14 protein-coding genes are annotated in these 15,653 nt (G+C 72.4%); 6 read left to right on the top strand and 8 right to left on the bottom strand.

The features are described 5' to 3' along the window. Positions 1 to 38 precede the first annotated feature (38 nt). The gene (locus ACIRQY_RS04340) at positions 39 to 1,565 is read left to right on the top strand and encodes a ricin-type beta-trefoil lectin domain protein (protein WP_403922429.1); all 1,527 of its coding nucleotides are present in this window, start codon (positions 39 to 41) and stop codon (positions 1,563 to 1,565) included. Between the two features lie 200 nt (positions 1,566 to 1,765). On the opposite strand, the gene ACIRQY_RS04335 is transcribed toward ACIRQY_RS04340, so the two are convergent. Together ACIRQY_RS04335 and ACIRQY_RS04330 are read right to left on the bottom strand one after the other, a co-directional pair. After that, on the bottom strand, positions 1,766 to 2,422 hold the full coding sequence (locus tag ACIRQY_RS04335) for a lipoprotein (protein WP_403922427.1): 657 nt from the start codon (positions 2,420 to 2,422) through the stop codon (positions 1,766 to 1,768). Between the two features lie 297 nt (positions 2,423 to 2,719). After that, the gene (locus tag ACIRQY_RS04330; RefSeq protein WP_351792737.1) at positions 2,720 to 4,387 is read right to left on the bottom strand and encodes a fumarate hydratase; all 1,668 of its coding nucleotides are present in this window, start codon (positions 4,385 to 4,387) and stop codon (positions 2,720 to 2,722) included. 437 nt (positions 4,388 to 4,824) lie between these two features. On the opposite strand from ACIRQY_RS04330, the gene ACIRQY_RS04325 reads away from it, so the two are divergent. Both ACIRQY_RS04325 and ACIRQY_RS04320 read left to right on the top strand, forming a co-directional pair. Beyond that, positions 4,825 to 5,541, top strand: coding sequence for a DUF1707 domain-containing protein (locus ACIRQY_RS04325; RefSeq protein WP_403922425.1), 717 nt, complete (start codon positions 4,825 to 4,827; stop codon positions 5,539 to 5,541). A 150-nt stretch (positions 5,542 to 5,691) separates the two neighbouring features. Beyond that, the gene (locus ACIRQY_RS04320) at positions 5,692 to 6,063 is read left to right on the top strand and encodes a WhiB family transcriptional regulator (protein ID WP_403922423.1); all 372 of its coding nucleotides are present in this window, start codon (positions 5,692 to 5,694) and stop codon (positions 6,061 to 6,063) included. Positions 6,064 to 6,208: 145 nt separating this feature from the next. On the opposite strand, the gene glpX is transcribed toward ACIRQY_RS04320, so the two are convergent. Next, the gene (gene glpX / locus ACIRQY_RS04315; RefSeq protein ID WP_351792728.1) at positions 6,209 to 7,243 is read right to left on the bottom strand and encodes a class II fructose-bisphosphatase; all 1,035 of its coding nucleotides are present in this window, start codon (positions 7,241 to 7,243) and stop codon (positions 6,209 to 6,211) included. A 126-nt stretch (positions 7,244 to 7,369) separates the two neighbouring features. On the opposite strand from glpX, the gene ACIRQY_RS04310 reads away from it, so the two are divergent. After that, positions 7,370 to 7,894 carry a DUF4245 domain-containing protein gene (locus ACIRQY_RS04310; RefSeq protein ID WP_351792725.1) on the top strand — a complete coding sequence of 175 codons (525 nt, stop codon included), beginning with the start codon at positions 7,370 to 7,372 and terminating at the stop codon, positions 7,892 to 7,894. Between the two features lie 177 nt (positions 7,895 to 8,071). Here the strand turns inward: ACIRQY_RS04310 and ACIRQY_RS04305 are convergent, their stop codons facing one another. The 4 genes from ACIRQY_RS04305 to ACIRQY_RS04290 form a co-directional block, all read right to left on the bottom strand. After that, positions 8,072 to 8,662: a malonic semialdehyde reductase gene (locus ACIRQY_RS04305; protein WP_403922420.1), complete on the bottom strand. Its 591-nt coding sequence runs from the start codon at positions 8,660 to 8,662 to the stop codon at positions 8,072 to 8,074. 557 nt (positions 8,663 to 9,219) lie between these two features. Continuing rightward, complete coding sequence (locus tag ACIRQY_RS04300; RefSeq protein WP_403922418.1) at positions 9,220 to 9,495, bottom strand: exodeoxyribonuclease VII small subunit; 276 nt, start codon at positions 9,493 to 9,495, stop codon at positions 9,220 to 9,222. Between the two features lie 132 nt (positions 9,496 to 9,627). Further along, positions 9,628 to 10,845: an exodeoxyribonuclease VII large subunit gene (gene xseA / locus ACIRQY_RS04295; protein WP_403922416.1), complete on the bottom strand. Its 1,218-nt coding sequence runs from the start codon at positions 10,843 to 10,845 to the stop codon at positions 9,628 to 9,630. A gap of 324 nt (positions 10,846 to 11,169) precedes the next feature. Then, positions 11,170 to 12,540 carry an APC family permease gene (locus ACIRQY_RS04290; RefSeq protein ID WP_403922414.1) on the bottom strand — a complete coding sequence of 457 codons (1,371 nt, stop codon included), beginning with the start codon at positions 12,538 to 12,540 and terminating at the stop codon, positions 11,170 to 11,172. A 54-nt stretch (positions 12,541 to 12,594) separates the two neighbouring features. On the opposite strand from ACIRQY_RS04290, the gene ACIRQY_RS04285 reads away from it, so the two are divergent. Both ACIRQY_RS04285 and ppgK read left to right on the top strand, forming a co-directional pair. After that, the gene (locus ACIRQY_RS04285; protein WP_403922412.1) at positions 12,595 to 13,638 is read left to right on the top strand and encodes a 4-hydroxy-3-methylbut-2-enyl diphosphate reductase; all 1,044 of its coding nucleotides are present in this window, start codon (positions 12,595 to 12,597) and stop codon (positions 13,636 to 13,638) included. 30 nt (positions 13,639 to 13,668) lie between these two features. Beyond that, the gene (gene ppgK, locus ACIRQY_RS04280) at positions 13,669 to 14,412 is read left to right on the top strand and encodes a polyphosphate--glucose phosphotransferase (RefSeq protein WP_403922410.1); all 744 of its coding nucleotides are present in this window, start codon (positions 13,669 to 13,671) and stop codon (positions 14,410 to 14,412) included. Positions 14,413 to 14,755: 343 nt separating this feature from the next. On the opposite strand, the gene ACIRQY_RS04275 is transcribed toward ppgK, so the two are convergent. After that, positions 14,756 to 15,472 carry a DUF6542 domain-containing protein gene (locus ACIRQY_RS04275; protein WP_403922408.1) on the bottom strand — a complete coding sequence of 239 codons (717 nt, stop codon included), beginning with the start codon at positions 15,470 to 15,472 and terminating at the stop codon, positions 14,756 to 14,758. Positions 15,473 to 15,653: the final 181 nt, after the last annotated feature.

Genomic DNA, 15,653 nt, shown 5'->3' with positions numbered 1-15,653 from the left:
AGTAAAAACCGTGGGTAACCCCACTTCCAGGAGGCGCAATGAGGCGCACCAGGTACAGACTCCGCTGGCCCATCGCCGTCGTCGCCGCAGCCGCCGCGGCCCTCGGCTCGATGACCGCGGCGAGCCCCGCCGCGGCGACGGCCACCGGCACTTCCGCGGTCACCGCCGCACCCCTCCCGCCCGATCTGGAGGCGATCCGCGCCGCGGAGGCCACCAGGATCTACGGCGACCCGGCCGAGCGCCCGCTCGCGCAGCGCAAGACCGGTCTGATCTCCCTCGGCGACAGCGAGATCTCCGGCGAGGGCGTCGGCAGCTACGAATCCCCCACGAACGGCCCGACCAACTGGTGCCACCGTTCGCCCGACGCGGCCATCCACCGTACCGGCATCCCCGCCGACCTCACGTTCAACGTGGCCTGCTCCGGCGCGTACACCGGCAACATCCGCGTCGGCGGCTCCAAGCAGTACGCCGACGAACTGGTCCAGAGCGACAGCCTCGCGATCAAGGCCCGCAACACCCGGATCAAGATGGTCCTGCTCGTCGCCGGGGCCAATGACGACCTCCAGTTCGGTCCCGTAATGACCGACTGCGTCACCCGCTACCTGCTCAGCCAGGGCGCCTGCGAACCCAAGTACGCCTCCGGCTGGCAGGCACGCGTCGACGCACTCGTGCCCAAGGTCGAGCAGACCGTCCGCGACCTCAAGACCGTCATGCGCGACGCCGGGTACGCCGACGGCGACTACAAGCTCGTGGTCATGGGCTACCCCAGCCCCATCGGCCCCGACTTCAAGGACAACCCCGACTTCCCCGGCAAGCTGATCTGCGGCGGCCTCGGCTACGACTCCGACACCGTCTGGGGCCGCAACACCGCCGTACCCGCCTTCGAGCGGGGGATGCGCGCGGTGGCCGCCTCCACCGGAGCCGTCTACCTCGACAACTCCCGGCTCTTCCACGGCCACGAGGTCTGTATGGAGGACACCTGGGCGCGCGGCCTCTACATCGACCTGTCCAAGCCGGGCACCCCGGACGAGAACTCGGTCCGGCAGTCCTTCCACCCCAACGCGCGCGGCCACGCGGCCTTCGCGTCCTGCCTCACCCAGCTCTACGGCTCGGGCGCCCGCGAGGCGAGCTGCGCCGACGTCAACTCCTCCGGGACGCCGACGCTCTTCCCGCTCGCCTGGGACGACGTCTACCAGCCGCTGAGGAACCAGGCGACGGGCAACTGCCTCGACGTCGACTCCTCCTCCTCGGCCAACGGCACCGCCGTCCTCGGCTGGGACTGCCACGGCGGCCGCAACCAGGGCTGGTGGTACGACTCCGCCCGGAGCACCGTCCACACCCAGCTGACCCAGGACCGCTGCCTGGACGTGCCGGGAGCCGTCTACCAGACGGGCAAGGCGCTCATCATCTGGAACTGCAGCGGCGCGGCCAACCAGAAGTTCGTCCGTGACGGCGCCACGATCCGTCCGGCCTCGGCGACCGGTCTCTGCCTCACCCAGAGCGCGGCGAAGCAGCCGGTCCGCCTCCAGAACTGCGACGGGTCCGCGAACCAGAAGTTCGTGTGACCCGAGAGGGTTCCGCGGGCCGGGAGTCCGTGTGACCCGAGCGGGTTCCGCGGATCAGGAGTCCGTGTGACCCGAGCGGGTGCAGCGGACCAGGTCCGTGTGACCCGAGCGGACGCCGTGGCCTCCGCCCCCTCACCGGGGGGCGGGGGCCACGGCCCGTCCAGGGCCTCCCGGGAGGCCCTGGACGGGCCGTGCAGGGCTCAGGGGGCCGTCCTCAGGCTCGTACGGGCCAGTTCGTACGCCGGGAGCATCGCCCGGTGCTCCGCCGTGTCGAACCCGCCGAGGTGCACGATCACGGTGCCGCCCGGCGCGGCGACGGCGAACGCCCGCTCCTCCTTGTCCTCCTCGGTGAGCCCGTCAAGGACGGTGTACGTCACCTCGGCGGCCGGCACGGACCCGGTCCCGGCCACGGTCTTCCGGTGCACGATCGCGGAAGCCTTCTCCCCGGCCTTCACGAAGCCTTCGAGCGCGGCCCGCGCGGCCCCTCCGCGCACCGTCCAGACCCGCAGGAAGCCGATGTTCCCGGCGGGCTTCGCGTCGATCTCGCAGACCAGCTCGGCGGGCCCCTGGCGGAGGAGTTCGGCGAAGTCCGGGTCCTTCGGCGCCTCGACGGCCCGGGGCTTCCACCCGGCGGCGATCCCGAAGCTCACGGGCAGCGGGCAGGCGCTGCCGTCGGCCCCGACCCGCGCGACGGCACTCGCCACGGCACTCGCGCCGGACGGCGTGACGGCGGGGGCGGACGTGGGGCGGGGACCCGGGGTGGCCCCGGCGACGGGTTCGGGGCCGCCGCAGCCGGTGAGCAGCGCCCCCGCGAGGAGCGCGGCGAGGACGGGGACGGTCCGGGTGGGAGGTGTCATGCGCGCCAGGCTAGTCACGGGCCCGGAAGCACCGGCGGCCGGGGACCGCCCCCGGAACCGGCCCCGGCCGCCCCCGGAACCGTCCCCGGTCGTCCCGGAGCCGCTCTCGGCCGCCCCGGGGCCGCCTTCGGCCAGGACGGTCTCCCGCCGTGGTCCGGGAGTTCGAAGGTCCGCTGCCGGGCGCCGGCCCGCACCGCGAAGCCCTTCGCGCGACGAGCGCCCCGCCCCACGGAGGACGCCCCTCGGTCCGGCGGGACCGAGGGGCGTCCGTCCTGCCGTCGCGGGAGGCGGCGAGGCTCAGCCGAGACCCGGGCCGCGGACCGGGATGTGGGTGAACGTCGGCTCCGGGGCCGGGTTCCGGAAGAAGTCGTTGCCCTTGTCGTCCACCACGATGAACGCCGGGAAGTCCTCGACCTCGATCCGCCAGACCGCCTCCATGCCGAGCTCCTCGTACTCGACGACCTCGACCTTCTTGATGCAGTCCAGGGCGAGCCGGGCCGCGGGGCCGCCGATGGAGCCCAGGTAGAAGCCGCCGTGGCTGCCGCACGCGTCGGTGACCTGCTGCGAGCGGTTGCCCTTGGCCAGCATGACCTTCGAGCCGCCCGCCGCCTGGAACTGCTCCACGTAGGAGTCCATCCGGCCCGCCGTCGTCGGCCCGAACGAACCGGAGGCGTACCCCTCGGGGGTCTTCGCCGGGCCCGCGTAGTACACCGGGTGGTCCTTCAGGTACTGCGGCATCTCCTCGCCCGCGTCGAGCCGCTCCTTGATCTTGGCGTGCGCGATGTCGCGGGCCACGACCAGCGGCCCGTTGAGGGAGAGGCGCGTCTTGACCGGGTGCCTGGTCAGCTCGGCGAGGATGTCGTCCATCGGCTGGTTGAGGTCGATCGTCACGACCTCGCCCGCCTCCAGGTGGGAGTCCTCGGTCTCCGGCAGGAAGCGCGCCGGGTCCGTCTCCAGCTGCTCCAGGAAGACGCCCTCGGCGGTGATCTTCGCGACGGCCTGGCGGTCGGCCGAGCAGGACACGGCGATGGCGACGGGCAGCGAGGCGCCGTGCCGGGGCAGGCGCACGACCCGGACGTCGTGGCAGAAGTACTTGCCGCCGAACTGCGCGCCGATGCCGATCCGCTGCGTCAGCTCGAAGACCTTCTCCTCCAGCTCCTTGTCGCGGAAGCCGTGGCCGGTCTCGGCCGAGCCCTCGGTGGGCAGCTCGTCCAGGTAGTGCGCGGAGGCGTACTTCGCGGTCTTCAGCGCGAACTCGGCGCTGGTGCCGCCGACGACGATCGCCAGGTGGTACGGCGGGCAGGCGGCCGTGCCCAGCGAACGGATCTTCTCCTCCAGGAACTTCATCATGCTCGCCTCGTTGAGGACGGCCTTCGTCTCCTGGTAGAGGAAGGACTTGTTGGCGGAGCCGCCGCCCTTGGCCATGAAGAGGAACTTGTACGCGCCGCCGTCGGTCGCGTACAGCTCGATCTGCGCGGGCAGGTTCGAGCCGGTGTTCTTCTCCTCCCACATGGTCACCGGGGCCATCTGGGAGTACCGCAGGTTCAGCTTGGTGTAGGCGTCGTAGACGCCCTTCGACAGGGCCTCCTCGTCGCGGCCCGAGGTCAGCACGTTCTGGCCGCGCTTGCCCATCACGATCGCGGTGCCGGTGTCCTGGCACATGGGCAGGACGCCCGCGGCGGCGATGTTCGCGTTCTTCAGGAGGTCGAGGGCGACGAACTTGTCGTTCGAGGACGCCTCGGGGTCGTCGATGATCCGGCGCAGCTGCGCCAGGTGCGCCGGGCGCAGGAAGTGCTGGATGTCGTGGATCGCCTCGGCCGCGAGCGTCCGCAGCGCCTCCGGCTCGACCTTGAGGAACGTACGGCCGTCGGCCTCGAAGGTGGAGACGCCTTCGGAGGTCACCAGCCGGTAGGGCGTGGTGTCCTCTCCCAGGGGGAGCAGATCGGAGTACGCAAACTCTGGCATGGGGGCCATTCCTCACTCGGCAAAGACGGCGCACCGCCTCCGTTGGCCGTGCGCCCTCCAGCGTAGAACGAGGGCCGCGGTGCGTTCCTGTGAGGTAAGGCTCACTTGGGCTCCGGCGGTCTTTCCGGCCGGTCGGGGGTGGGGTCGAGCCGGGGCCCGGGGCTGGGGCTGGGGCCGGTCGGGGTCGGGGTCCGGTGGGGTCCGGTCCGACTCTCGGTGCGGTCGGTGCGGTCGGTACGAGATGAGGGAGATGAGGGAGGGGAGGGAGGGGAGGTGGTGCGGGAGGCGGGTGGCTCCGCGTGGCCGGGACCGTGGGCCGTCCCGTGGGCCGTACGGTGGGCGGCCGTGCTGCGAACGGCGGTGTGCGCGGCGGGTTTTCCACAGGCGACGGCCCCGCCCCCTGGTCGCGATCTATCGCGTTTCGCTAGGCTGGGTCCGTGGACCTCGAAAAGAAGCCCGAACCCGACATCCAGCCGCAGCCGCAGCGCCCGGTCTCGCCCGCCGAGAACGCCCCGGCCGAGACCGTCTACGCCGATCCGCCGGGCTCGCTGCGGGCCTCGGACGCGGACCGGGACCGGATCGCGGACATCCTCGGGAACGCCCTGGCCGAGGGCCGCCTCGACGCCGAGGAGCACTCGGACCGGATCGACGCGGTGTACCGGGCGAAGACCGTCGGGGAGCTGGAGCCGATCGTCCGCGATCTGCCCGGCGCCCGGACCCACCAGGAGTCCGAGCCCGCGTTCGCGTACGGCCCGGACGACTCCGAGGGCCCGCCGGACAACCTCGTCGCGATCTTCTCCAGCACCACCCGCAAGGGCCGCTGGCGGGTGAGCCGCCGGACGAACGCGTTCGCGCTCTTCGGGAACATCGAGATCGACCTGACCGAGGCGATCTTCGCCCAGCGTCTGACCACCATCAACGCCACGTCGATCTTCGGGAACGTGGAGGTGCGCGTCCCGGAGAACATCAGCCTGCGGGGCAACGGCAGCGGGATCTTCGGGAACTTCGAGGTCGTGACCCTGGAGGGCGTCGACCCGCAGGCCCCCGTCGTCGTCATCAACGGCTACTCGGTCTTCGGGAACGTGGAGGCCAGACCCAAGCGGGGCAAGTGGATCACCAATCTCCAGGACCGGCTGCGCAAGCACCTCGACTGACGGCCGGTGAACCCCCTTCGGGGTGACCGGAATTCGTCGTCGGGTCTCCGCAGTGCGGAACGGCGCGGGTACGCGGTGCATAGGCACGCGTACAGCGGGTAGGGCTGGTGCATCGCCGCTCGCTCGCGAAGCCGTCGTCAGGAGTAGACCGTGCTGCAACTGCCGCATCAGCCCCTCCAGGTCGCCGCCGTCCCCCCACAGCGCGCCCCTGCCCGGGAGGACGAGGCCGGGCCCTGGCACGGTGAGGCGGCCTGCCGCCGGGACGAGGCGGGACTCTTCTTCGCTCCCTCCAAGGAGCCCACCGCCGCGCGGCTGGCGCGCGAGGCGGCGGCCAAGCGGGTCTGCGGGCGCTGTCCCGTGATGATCGAGTGCCGCGAGCACGCGCTGCTCCAGCCCGAGCCGTACGGGGTGTGGGGCGGGCTGACGGCCGCGGAGCGCCGGGTCGCCCTCGCCCGGCGCAGACGCCGTGAGGTGGAGATGCGGAAAGCCGCGGCGGGCGAGCGGATCGCACAGGCGGGCTGACGACGGGACCGGCACCCGGCCCGAGGGCGTCCGACCCGTACGGGAAGGGGCGCCCCCACCGCACATGGGGGCGCCCCTCTTCGTACCGTCCGGTCGTCTTCCCGCTCGGCCCGCCGGACCCGTTCGACCGGCCGGACCGTCCCGGTCAGTTCGCCCGGTCGAAGTCGATCTTGCTGTACGCGCGCAGCTTCGAGAGCCGGTGCGTGGAGTCGATCTGGCGGATCGTGCCGGACTTCGAGCGCATGACGAGGGACTGCGTGGTCGCGGTCTCCGCGCGGTAGCGGACCCCGCGCAGCAGCTCGCCGTCGGTGATGCCGGTGGCGACGAAGAACACGTTCTCGCCGCTGACCAGGTCGTCGGTGGAGAGCACCCGGTCCAGGTCGTGGCCCGCGTCGAGCGCCTTCCGCCGCTCCGCCTCGTCCTTCGGCCACAGCTTGCCCTGGATCACACCGCCGAGGCACTTGATGGCGCAGGCGGAGATGATGCCCTCGGGGGTGCCGCCGACGCCCATGAGCATGTCGACGCCGGTGCCCTCGCGGACGGCCATGATCGAACCGGCCACGTCGCCGTCCGAGATGAACTTGATCCGGGCGCCGGTCTCCCGGATCTCCCTGACGATGCCCTCGTGGCGGGGGCGGTCGAGGATGACGACCGTGATGTCCTCGGGCGAGGAGTTCTTCGCCTTGGCGACCCGGCGGATGTTGACCGAGACGGGGGCGTCGATGTCGACGAACTCGGCGGCCTCGGGGCCGGTGACCAGCTTGTCCATGTAGAAGACCGCGGACGGGTCGAACATGGTGCCCCGGTCGGCGGCGGCCAGGACGGCGATCGCGTTCGGCATGCCCTTGGCGTTGAGCGTGGTGCCGTCGATCGGGTCGACGGCGATGTCGACCTCGGCGCCGGTGCCGTCGCCGACCCGCTCGCCGTTGAAGAGCATGGGGGCTTCGTCCTTCTCGCCCTCGCCGATGACGACGACGCCGTTCATCGAGACGGTGGAGATCAGGGTCCGCATGGCGTTGACCGCCGCGCCGTCCGCGCCGATCTTGTCGCCGCGGCCGACCCAGCGGCCCGCGGCCATGGCGGCGGCTTCGGTGACACGGACCAGTTCGAGGGCGAGGTTGCGGTCGGGGGCCTCCGGGGAGACCAGGAGCTCGGGCGGCAGGTTTTGCTGCTCGGTCATCGGAACGCACCTTTCTGTACGGCGACGGCCGGAAAAAAGAGGGTGCTGTGACTCTATCGCTAGGCCGATAAAATGAGCAGAGGGGCCCACGTATGAGCGCGACACCCTGATGCGACCATGGTGTGCGTGGCAGCTAAGCGAGGCAGGCAGACGGTACGCGGGATGATCCAGTCCCTCGGGGTGATCTTGGTCGCCGCGGGTGTGATGTATTACTTCATCCCGCACGACGAGGGCGCCGACCCGGTCCCGGCGAAGGACTACCGGGTCGAACTCCTGACGGCCCAGCGGGCGGCGCCGTATCCGGTGCTGGCCCCCGAGGGTCTCGGCGAGGGATGGAAGGCGACGGTCGTCTCGTACAAGCGCGCGGACGGCGACGCCTGGCAGCTCGGTTTCCTCTCCCCGGACACCCAGTACGTGGCGATCCACCAGTCGACGACCTCGCCGGGGACGTTCGTGCCGAAGGTCACCCAGCAGGCGAAGAACACCGGGAAGACCCAGACGGTGGCCGGTGAGGTCTGGCAGCGCTGGGAGGGCCCGAAGTACGACGCGCTCGTCCGGACGGACGGCGGCGCGACGACGGTGGTCACCGGCACGGCCTCGTTCGAACGGTTCGCCGAGATGGCCGGCTCGCTCCAGGCGAAGAAGGCGTAGGGACCGCCGGAGGAGCTTCGGCGCTCCTCGGCGCTCCCCGGCGCTCTTCGGGACTTCGGGTCCTTCGGGTACCCGGTCTTCGGTTCTTGGGTTCTTCGGTATTTCGGTAGGGGGAAGGCCCCGCACTCGTTGGAGTGCGGGGCCTTCTCCGCGTCGTCGCGGCGCCGTCGTCCGTGATCAGACGGTGGTGATGACCTCGTCGAACGAGAGGCGCGGGGAGCGCGGGAACCAGGCGTCCTCGCCCGGCTTGCCGATGTTGACGACCATCAGCGGGGTGTGGTCGTCGTCCAGGAACTCCTTCTGGAGGCCGGTGAAGTCCAGACCGGTCATCGGGCCCGCGGCCAGACCGGCGGCGCGGACGCCCACGATGAAGTACGCGGCCTGGAGGGCGGCGTTCATGACGGCGGACTGCTCGCGGACCGGGCGCTCTCCGAAGAAGAGGTCCTTGGCCTGCGGGAAGTGCGGGAGCAGCGCCGGGAGCTCCTCGTGGAACTCGTTGTCGGCGGAGAGGATCGCGACGAGCGGCGCGGTGGCGGTCTTGGCCTGGTTGCCCTCGGCCATGTGCTTGACCAGGCGCTCGCGGGCCTCGGGGGAGCGGACCAGGGTGACGCGCAGCGGGCTCTGGTTGAAGGCGGTGGGGCCGAACTTGACCAGGTCGTAGATCGCCTGGACCTGCTCGTCGGTCACCGGCTCGTCGGTGAACGTGTTGGCGGTGCGGGCCTCGCGGAAGAGGAGGTCCTGGGCGGCGGGGTCAAGAACGAGAGACATGCGGCGTACCTTCCGGACTGCACAAGGGGGCGCTCGTGGGGTTCAAGCGATGTCCTGGACAGTACGCCCTTGATTGGTGAAACTTCAACTAACCCATCCGGATAGTGATCCGTTTCACGTTCGAGTCTACGGCAGGGTGAGAGGGGAGAGAGGGGCGGGAGAGGAGAGGAGCGGAGGGCCGTCGATCGGGCGCCGATCGGGTGCGGGCGTTGACTGCCGGTGCCGGTGCCGGTGCCGGTGTGGTGCGGGCGGCGTGGGGCATGGCGCCTTGCGCCCGGCGGGCCGGGGTCCCTCTCGTCTCTGGCGCCTGAGGGGGCGGCAAGGCCCCTCTCCGCATCAGGCCGGATGGGCCCGCTTCTCTCGTATCCGGCGGCGGCTGGCGCGGTCCTTCCTCGCGTCCGGCGGCGGCACGTCCTTCCTTGCATCCGGCGGGGCGGCACGGCCTTTCCTCGCGTCCGGGGGCGTGGGACTGACCCTCCCCGCACGCCGCGCCGGATCAGTGCTTCTCCCGCCTGCCGGGGCGGCGCGGCCCCGGGTGGTACAGCCTCTGCGGGGGGCTACCGCTGCTCCGGCTCCCCGCCCTCCTCGGCCGCGCGCTCCGCCGCGAGGGAGGCGTCGAGCCGGGCCCTCGCCCCTTCGAGGCGACGCCTGCACACCTTCGCCAGCTCCTCGCCGCGCTCCCAGAGCGCGAGCGACTCCTCCAGGGACGTCCCGCCCGCCTCCAGGCGCCGGACGACCTCGATCAGCTCGTCCCGCGCCTCCTCGTACCCGAGCACCGTCCCGTCCGCGCCCGCGCCCTCCGCGCCCTCCACAGTCCCCGCGCCCTTCGCCATCTGCCGCTCCCTCCGTCTCGTCCCCGGCTCCGCCGCCGGGGTGCTGTCTCACGTACATCTTCGGCCGCCCGCTGCGACCGGACCCGGCCAGGACCGTTCAGGACCGTTCAGGACCGCCCAGGTCAGACCCGGTCAGGTCGCGTCCGGTACGCGGCGGACCGCGAACTCGCCCTCCGCGACCCGGGCCCGCAGGTCCTCGCCCTCCGTGACCTCCTCGGGGGAGCGGACCACGGACCCGTCCGCCCGCTGGAGCACCGCGTACCCCCGCTCCATCGTCGCGGCGGGCGACAGCGCGCGGACCCGCGCCCGGGTGTGCGACAGCTCCGAGTCCGCCCGGTCCAGCAGATGCCCCAGGACCCGTCTGCTCCGGGCGAGGAGCGCGGCGACCTCGTCCTCGCGGACCTCGACCATCCGCAGGGGCCGCTCCATGACCGGTCGCGCGAGCGCGTGCGCGAGCCCGCGCTCCTCCCGGTCGAGGAGCCCCCGTACGGTCCGCAGGGCCCGGTCCCGCAGCCCCCGCACCCGGTCCAGCTCCTCCCCGACGTCCGGTACGACCTTCTTGGCCGCGTCCGTCGGGGTCGAGGCGCGCAGGTCGGCCACCAGGTCGAGCAGCGGCGAGTCCGGTTCGTGCCCGATGGCCGAGACCACCGGCGTACGGCAGTCGGCCACGGCGCGGATCAGCTGCTCGTCCGAGAACGGCAGCAGGTCCTCGACGCTGCCGCCGCCCCGGGCGACCACGATCACGTCCACCTCCGGGTGGGCGTCGAGCTCCCGGACCGCCCCCACGACCTGCGGAACGGCCTTCACGCCCTGCACCGCCACGTTCCGCACCTCGAAGGCGACGGCGGGCCAGCGCCGCCGGGCGTTCTCCAGGACGTCCCGCTCCGCCGCCGACGCGCGCCCGCAGACGAGCCCGATCCGGTGCGGCAGGAACGGCAGCGGTCTCTTCCGGTCCTGGGCGAAGAGGCCCTCGGCGGCCAGGCTCCGCTTCAGCTGCTCCAGCCGGGCGAGCAGCTCGCCGATGCCGACCGGCTTGATCTCCGCCGCCCGCAGCGACAGCTGCCCGCGCGGCGCGTACCACTCGGGCTTCGCGTGCACGAGCACCCGCGCCCCCTCGGACACCACGTCCGCGACCGAGTCGAAGACCTGGCGGTAGCAGGTGACGCCGATGGAGATGTCGTACGAGGGATCGCGCAGGGTCAGGAAGACGACCCCGGCACCGGGGCGCCGCGACAGCTGGGTGATCTGCCCCTCGACCCAGATCGCCCCGAGCCGGTCGATCCAGCTCCCGATCAGCCGGGAGACCTCGCCGACGGGAAGCGGCGCTTCGGGGGACGTAGTCAGAGCCATGGACCGAGCGTAACGGCGTGGTACGACAACGTCAGGGGTGCGGGACGGGGGAGTACGGCACGGCGGTCCTCATCCGCCACACCGCCCCCACCGGGCTGTGTGGCTCCGTCCGGCCCCGGTCCCGGCCCCAGCCCGGCACCGGCCTCAGCCCCAGCCCCGGTCCCGGCTTCGGCGCGCCGTGTGACGTTGTCCGGTCCCGGCACACCGCCCCCGGCCGCGCGGCCCTGCTCGGCCCAGTCTCGCCACTGCCACTGCCACTGCCACCGCCGCTGCCGCCGGACGGCCTGGCCCCGCACCGTTCGGGCGCACCGCTCCCGCACCGTCTCACCGCTCCGCCGGCGTCCTGCCCGCGCCCTGCACCGCCAGGACCACCAGGCCCACGCCCAGCCAGACCACGCCGACGACCTGTGCCGCCGGTGAGGCCCCCACGATCACCGCGACCAGGATCGCCGCGCCGACCACCGGCAGGACCACGTGCTTGAGGACGTGCGGCGGCCCCTCGGCGCGCCGGACCGCGAACCAGCCGACCACGCTCGCGTGCAGCAGGACGAAGGCCGTCAGGGCGCCGACGTCGACCACCGACACCAGATGGTCGAGGCCGTCGCTCCGCCGGGCCGCCCACAGCGCCGCGGTCATCGTCACCACCGCCGACACGAGCAGCGCGACCCGCGGCACACCCCCGTCCGTGCGGGCGAGCACGTGCGGCAGACGCCGGTCGCGGCCCATCGCGAACAGCAGCCGCCCGCCCGCCGCCTGCCCGGCGAGCGCGGCGAAGGCCGCCCCGATCGCCTTCGACACCGCCACCAGGTCGTGCAGCCAGCTGCCCACCGAGGCGTTGACGGCGTCGTAGAAGGCCGTTCCCTGCTTCTCCGGGTCGGCGGCCAGCTCGGCCGAGGAGAGCGGTTCGAGGAGCGCGGCCAGCCAGGACTGCGCGACGAACAGCACCCCCGCGAGGGCCAGACAGCACAGCACCGCCCGCGCCACCTTCGCCGACCCGCCGGTGACCTCCTCGGCGAAGGAGGCGATGGCGTCGAAACCCAGGTACGACAGGACGGCCACCGACACCGCCCCGACCACCGCCGCGAACGAGAACGAGGCGTCCCCGACGAGCGGCGACCACCAGTCGCGCCGCGCCCCGTCCCGTACGAGCACCACCACGGCGGACACCACGAAGACCAGCAGCACCACGATCTCCATCGCGAGCACGGCGAGCCCGACGCGGGCGGCGGCCCGGACGCCCCACAGGTTGAGCAGGGTGGTGACGACGACGGCGATACCGGTCCACACCCACCGGTCGACCGAGGTGACGAGGGACTCCATGGCGATGCCCGCGAAGAGGTACGCGACGGCCGGGATCAGCAGGTAGTCGAGCATCGCCATCCACCCGGCGATGAATCCCGGCCCTTCTCCCAGGCCCTTGCGGGCGTACGCGAAGACCGAACCGGCCTGCGGGGCGACCCGCACCATCTGCGCGTAGCTGAACGCGGTGAACGCCATCGCGACCGTGGCCACGACGTACACCAGTGCGACGGCCCCGCCGGACCTGGCGTCGAGCGTCCCGAAGACGCCGACGGGCGCCATGGGGGCGATGAAGAGCAGGCCGTAGACGACCAGATCACGGAACCCCAGGTTCCGACGAAGCCCCGAATGCCCGGCGCCGTCACCGCGCGCCGCCACCTGCGAATCCTCGGCCATGGGCACAGTTTCGGCCACGATGCGGATCAAAGCCTTCACCGACGCGGCCTTACGATGGGACGCATGACTGCAACGCCCGCGCCGACGCCCGATTCCGCCGCTGCGACGAACCGCCCGAAGCGTGTCCTGCTCGCCGCCCCCCGCGGCTACTGCGCGGGTGTGGACCGTGCCGTGATCGCGGTGGAGAAGGCCCTGGAGCAGTACGGTGCGCCGATCTACGTCCGTCACGAGATCGTCCACAACAAGTACGTGGTCCAGACGCTGGAGCGGAAGGGCGCGATCTTCGTCGACCAGGCGACCGAGGTGCCGCCGGGCAACATCGTGATGTTCTCCGCGCACGGCGTCGCCCCGACCGTCCACGACGAGGCCCGCGACGGGCTCCTGAAGACGATCGACGCCACCTGCCCGCTGGTCACCAAGGTCCACAAGGAAGCCGTCCGCTTCGCCAACGAGGACTTCGACATCCTCCTCATCGGCCACGAGGGCCACGAGGAGGTCATCGGCACCTCCGGCGAGGCCCCCGACCACATCCAGCTCGTCGACGGCCCCGGCGACGTGGCGAAGATCGAGGTCCGCGACCCCGCCCGGGTCGTCTGGCTCTCCCAGACCACGCTCTCCGTCGACGAGACGATGGAGACGGTCGACGCGCTGAAGGAGAAGTTCCCGCAGCTGATCTCCCCGCCGTCGGACGACATCTGCTACGCCACCCAGAACCGCCAGATCGCGATCAAGGAGCTGGCCGGGCAGGCCGAGCTGGTGATCGTCGTCGGCTCGAAGAACTCCTCGAACTCGATCCGCATGGTCGAGGTCGCCAAGCAGGCGGGCGTCCCCGCCGCCTACCTGGTCGACTTCGCGACCGAGATCGACGAGGCGTGGCTGGAGGGCGTGACCAGCATCGGTCTCTCCTCCGGCGCCTCCGTCCCGGACATCCTGGTGCAGGAGGTCCTGGAGTGGCTCTCCGAGCGCGGCTACGTGGACGTGGAGATCGTCAAGACGGCCGACGAGTCCCTCACCTTCTCGCTGCCCAAGGAGCTCCGCAACAAGGACCTGCGGGCCGAGGCGGCGAAGCTCCTCGCCACCACGCCCGTCAAGGAGTAACTCGGCGCCGCAGCCCTTACCGTGGGGTCCATGAACGTCTTCGGAGTGGACATCGGCGGATCGGGCATCAAGGGCGCCCCCGTGGACCTGGAGCGCGGCGCGCTCACCGAGGAGCGCCACAAGGTCCTGACCCCGCAGCCCGCCACACCCGACGGTGTGGCGGGCTGCGTCGTCGAGGTCGTGGAGCACTTCGGCTGGACCGGACCCGTGGGGGTGACCTTCCCCGGGGTGGTCACCGGCTCCACGGTCCGTACGGCCGCGAACGTCGACAAGTCCTGGGTCGGCGTCGACGCGGGCGCCCTGCTGAGCCAACGGCTGGGCGGCCGGCCCGTGACCGTCCTCAACGACGCCGACGCGGCCGGGATCGCCGAGATGACCTACGGCGCGGGCCGGGGCCGCGAGGGGACCGTGATCCTGCTGACCCTCGGCACGGGCATCGGCTCGGCGCTCTTCGTCGACGGCCGGCTGGTTCCGAACACGGAGCTGGGCCACCTGGAGCTGAAGGGCCACGACGCCGAGACCAGGGCCTCGACCAAGGCCAAGGAGGACGAGGACCTCAGCTGGGAGCACTGGGCGAAGCGCCGTCTGACCAAGTACCTCGCGCACGTGGAGATGCTGTTCTCGCCGGAGCTCTTCATCATCGGCGGCGGGGTGAGCCGCAAGGCGGACAGGTTCCTGCCGCTGATCGAGGGCATCAGGGCGGAGATCGTCCCGGCGGAACTCCAGAACAACGCGGGCATCGTGGGCGCGGGAATGACGGCGGGGACGGGCTGAGCACCGGCTGAGCACCGGCTGAGCAGGGGCTGAGCAGGGTTGATCAGGGGTTGATCAGGGCGTACGGGACGGGGGCAGGGGTACGGGTCCGGGCGTCGCCGGGACGGGGGCCGGAAGGGGCCGGTCCGGGGCGGGTGGGGGCGAGCCGGGCCGGACGGGCCCTGACGGGCCGGACCAGGGGTGGGCGGCCTGCTCGGATGGCGGGCCGGTCCGGGGGCGTTCCGCTCAGATGACGGGCTCGGGGGATGATGCCCGAGCTCTGGGCCCGGCCCTGACGCCGGTCCTGGATCTCGGCGTCGGGCCCCGGTGCCGGACCCGGGCCCCCTGTTCGCCGGGGTGCCTCTCAGATCACGGGACGACGGCGCGGGGCCGTATTACGGGCGGCCTCCCCAGGCACTGGCCCGGACGCGGATCCGGGAGCGGGCCTGGCACCGGACCCGGGCCCGGGCCCGGCACCCGTACCGGCCCCGGAAACACCCCCGGGGCCCTTCCCGGCTGCGGCTGGGGCTCCGGCTCCGGCGCTGGGCGACGCGGGCGCGGGGGAGAGCCGGGCGGGGTGCCGGCGCCGCCCCATCTCCCGTACCTTCCGGACGCTGGCGATGAGCCCGGCGACGAGCGTGCCGCCGTACAGCCACCCGGCGTGCACGGCGAGCGCCGTCACGACGGCCATGGCCTGCCCGCCGAAGCCCCCGGTGCCCCCGGCGACGGGGACGACGCCGACGGCGAACGCGATGGGCACGCTGATGGGGGCGGTGACCAGGTCGGCGGCCCGTACCCAGAGCGCGGTGAGGGCGCTGACCGGCAGGAACAGCAGCCCGTAGACCAGCGGGGAGCCGTCGAACAGCAGCAGGTCGAGGAAACCGAGCGCCAGCATGACGGCGGAGGCGAAGAGCCCGGCGCCGAGCCCGGTCAGCCGGGGTGCGGGAAGGCGCCGCAGGGCGAGGACGACGGGCGGCACGGGACGGCCGCCCGGCGGCCGCCCGGCGGCTCCCGGGGCTCCCGCCCGCTCGACGCGGGCGCCGCCGGGGCCCCGCCGGGTCCTGCCGGTCACCCGGTACACGGCGGCACCCTCCACGAGCGCGCCGGGCGGCGTCGCGGGGGTTTGCGGCCGTCGGCGGCCTTGCGGCTGACTTGTCCTGTGCTGCTCCACCCCCCCAACGTAGGTCGGGTAGGGGCGGGAACCGGGTCCGGGACACGCCCTTTGGGTGACCTTGCCCCCGAGAACGACCGAAGGTCGGCGT

The sequence above is a fragment of the Streptomyces sp. NPDC101490 genome (genome assembly GCF_044767145.1).
Classification (GTDB): domain Bacteria; phylum Actinomycetota; class Actinomycetes; order Streptomycetales; family Streptomycetaceae; genus Streptomyces.
Note: the sequence above shows the minus strand (reverse complement) of the source record. Positions and strands in the feature narration are given on the sequence as shown.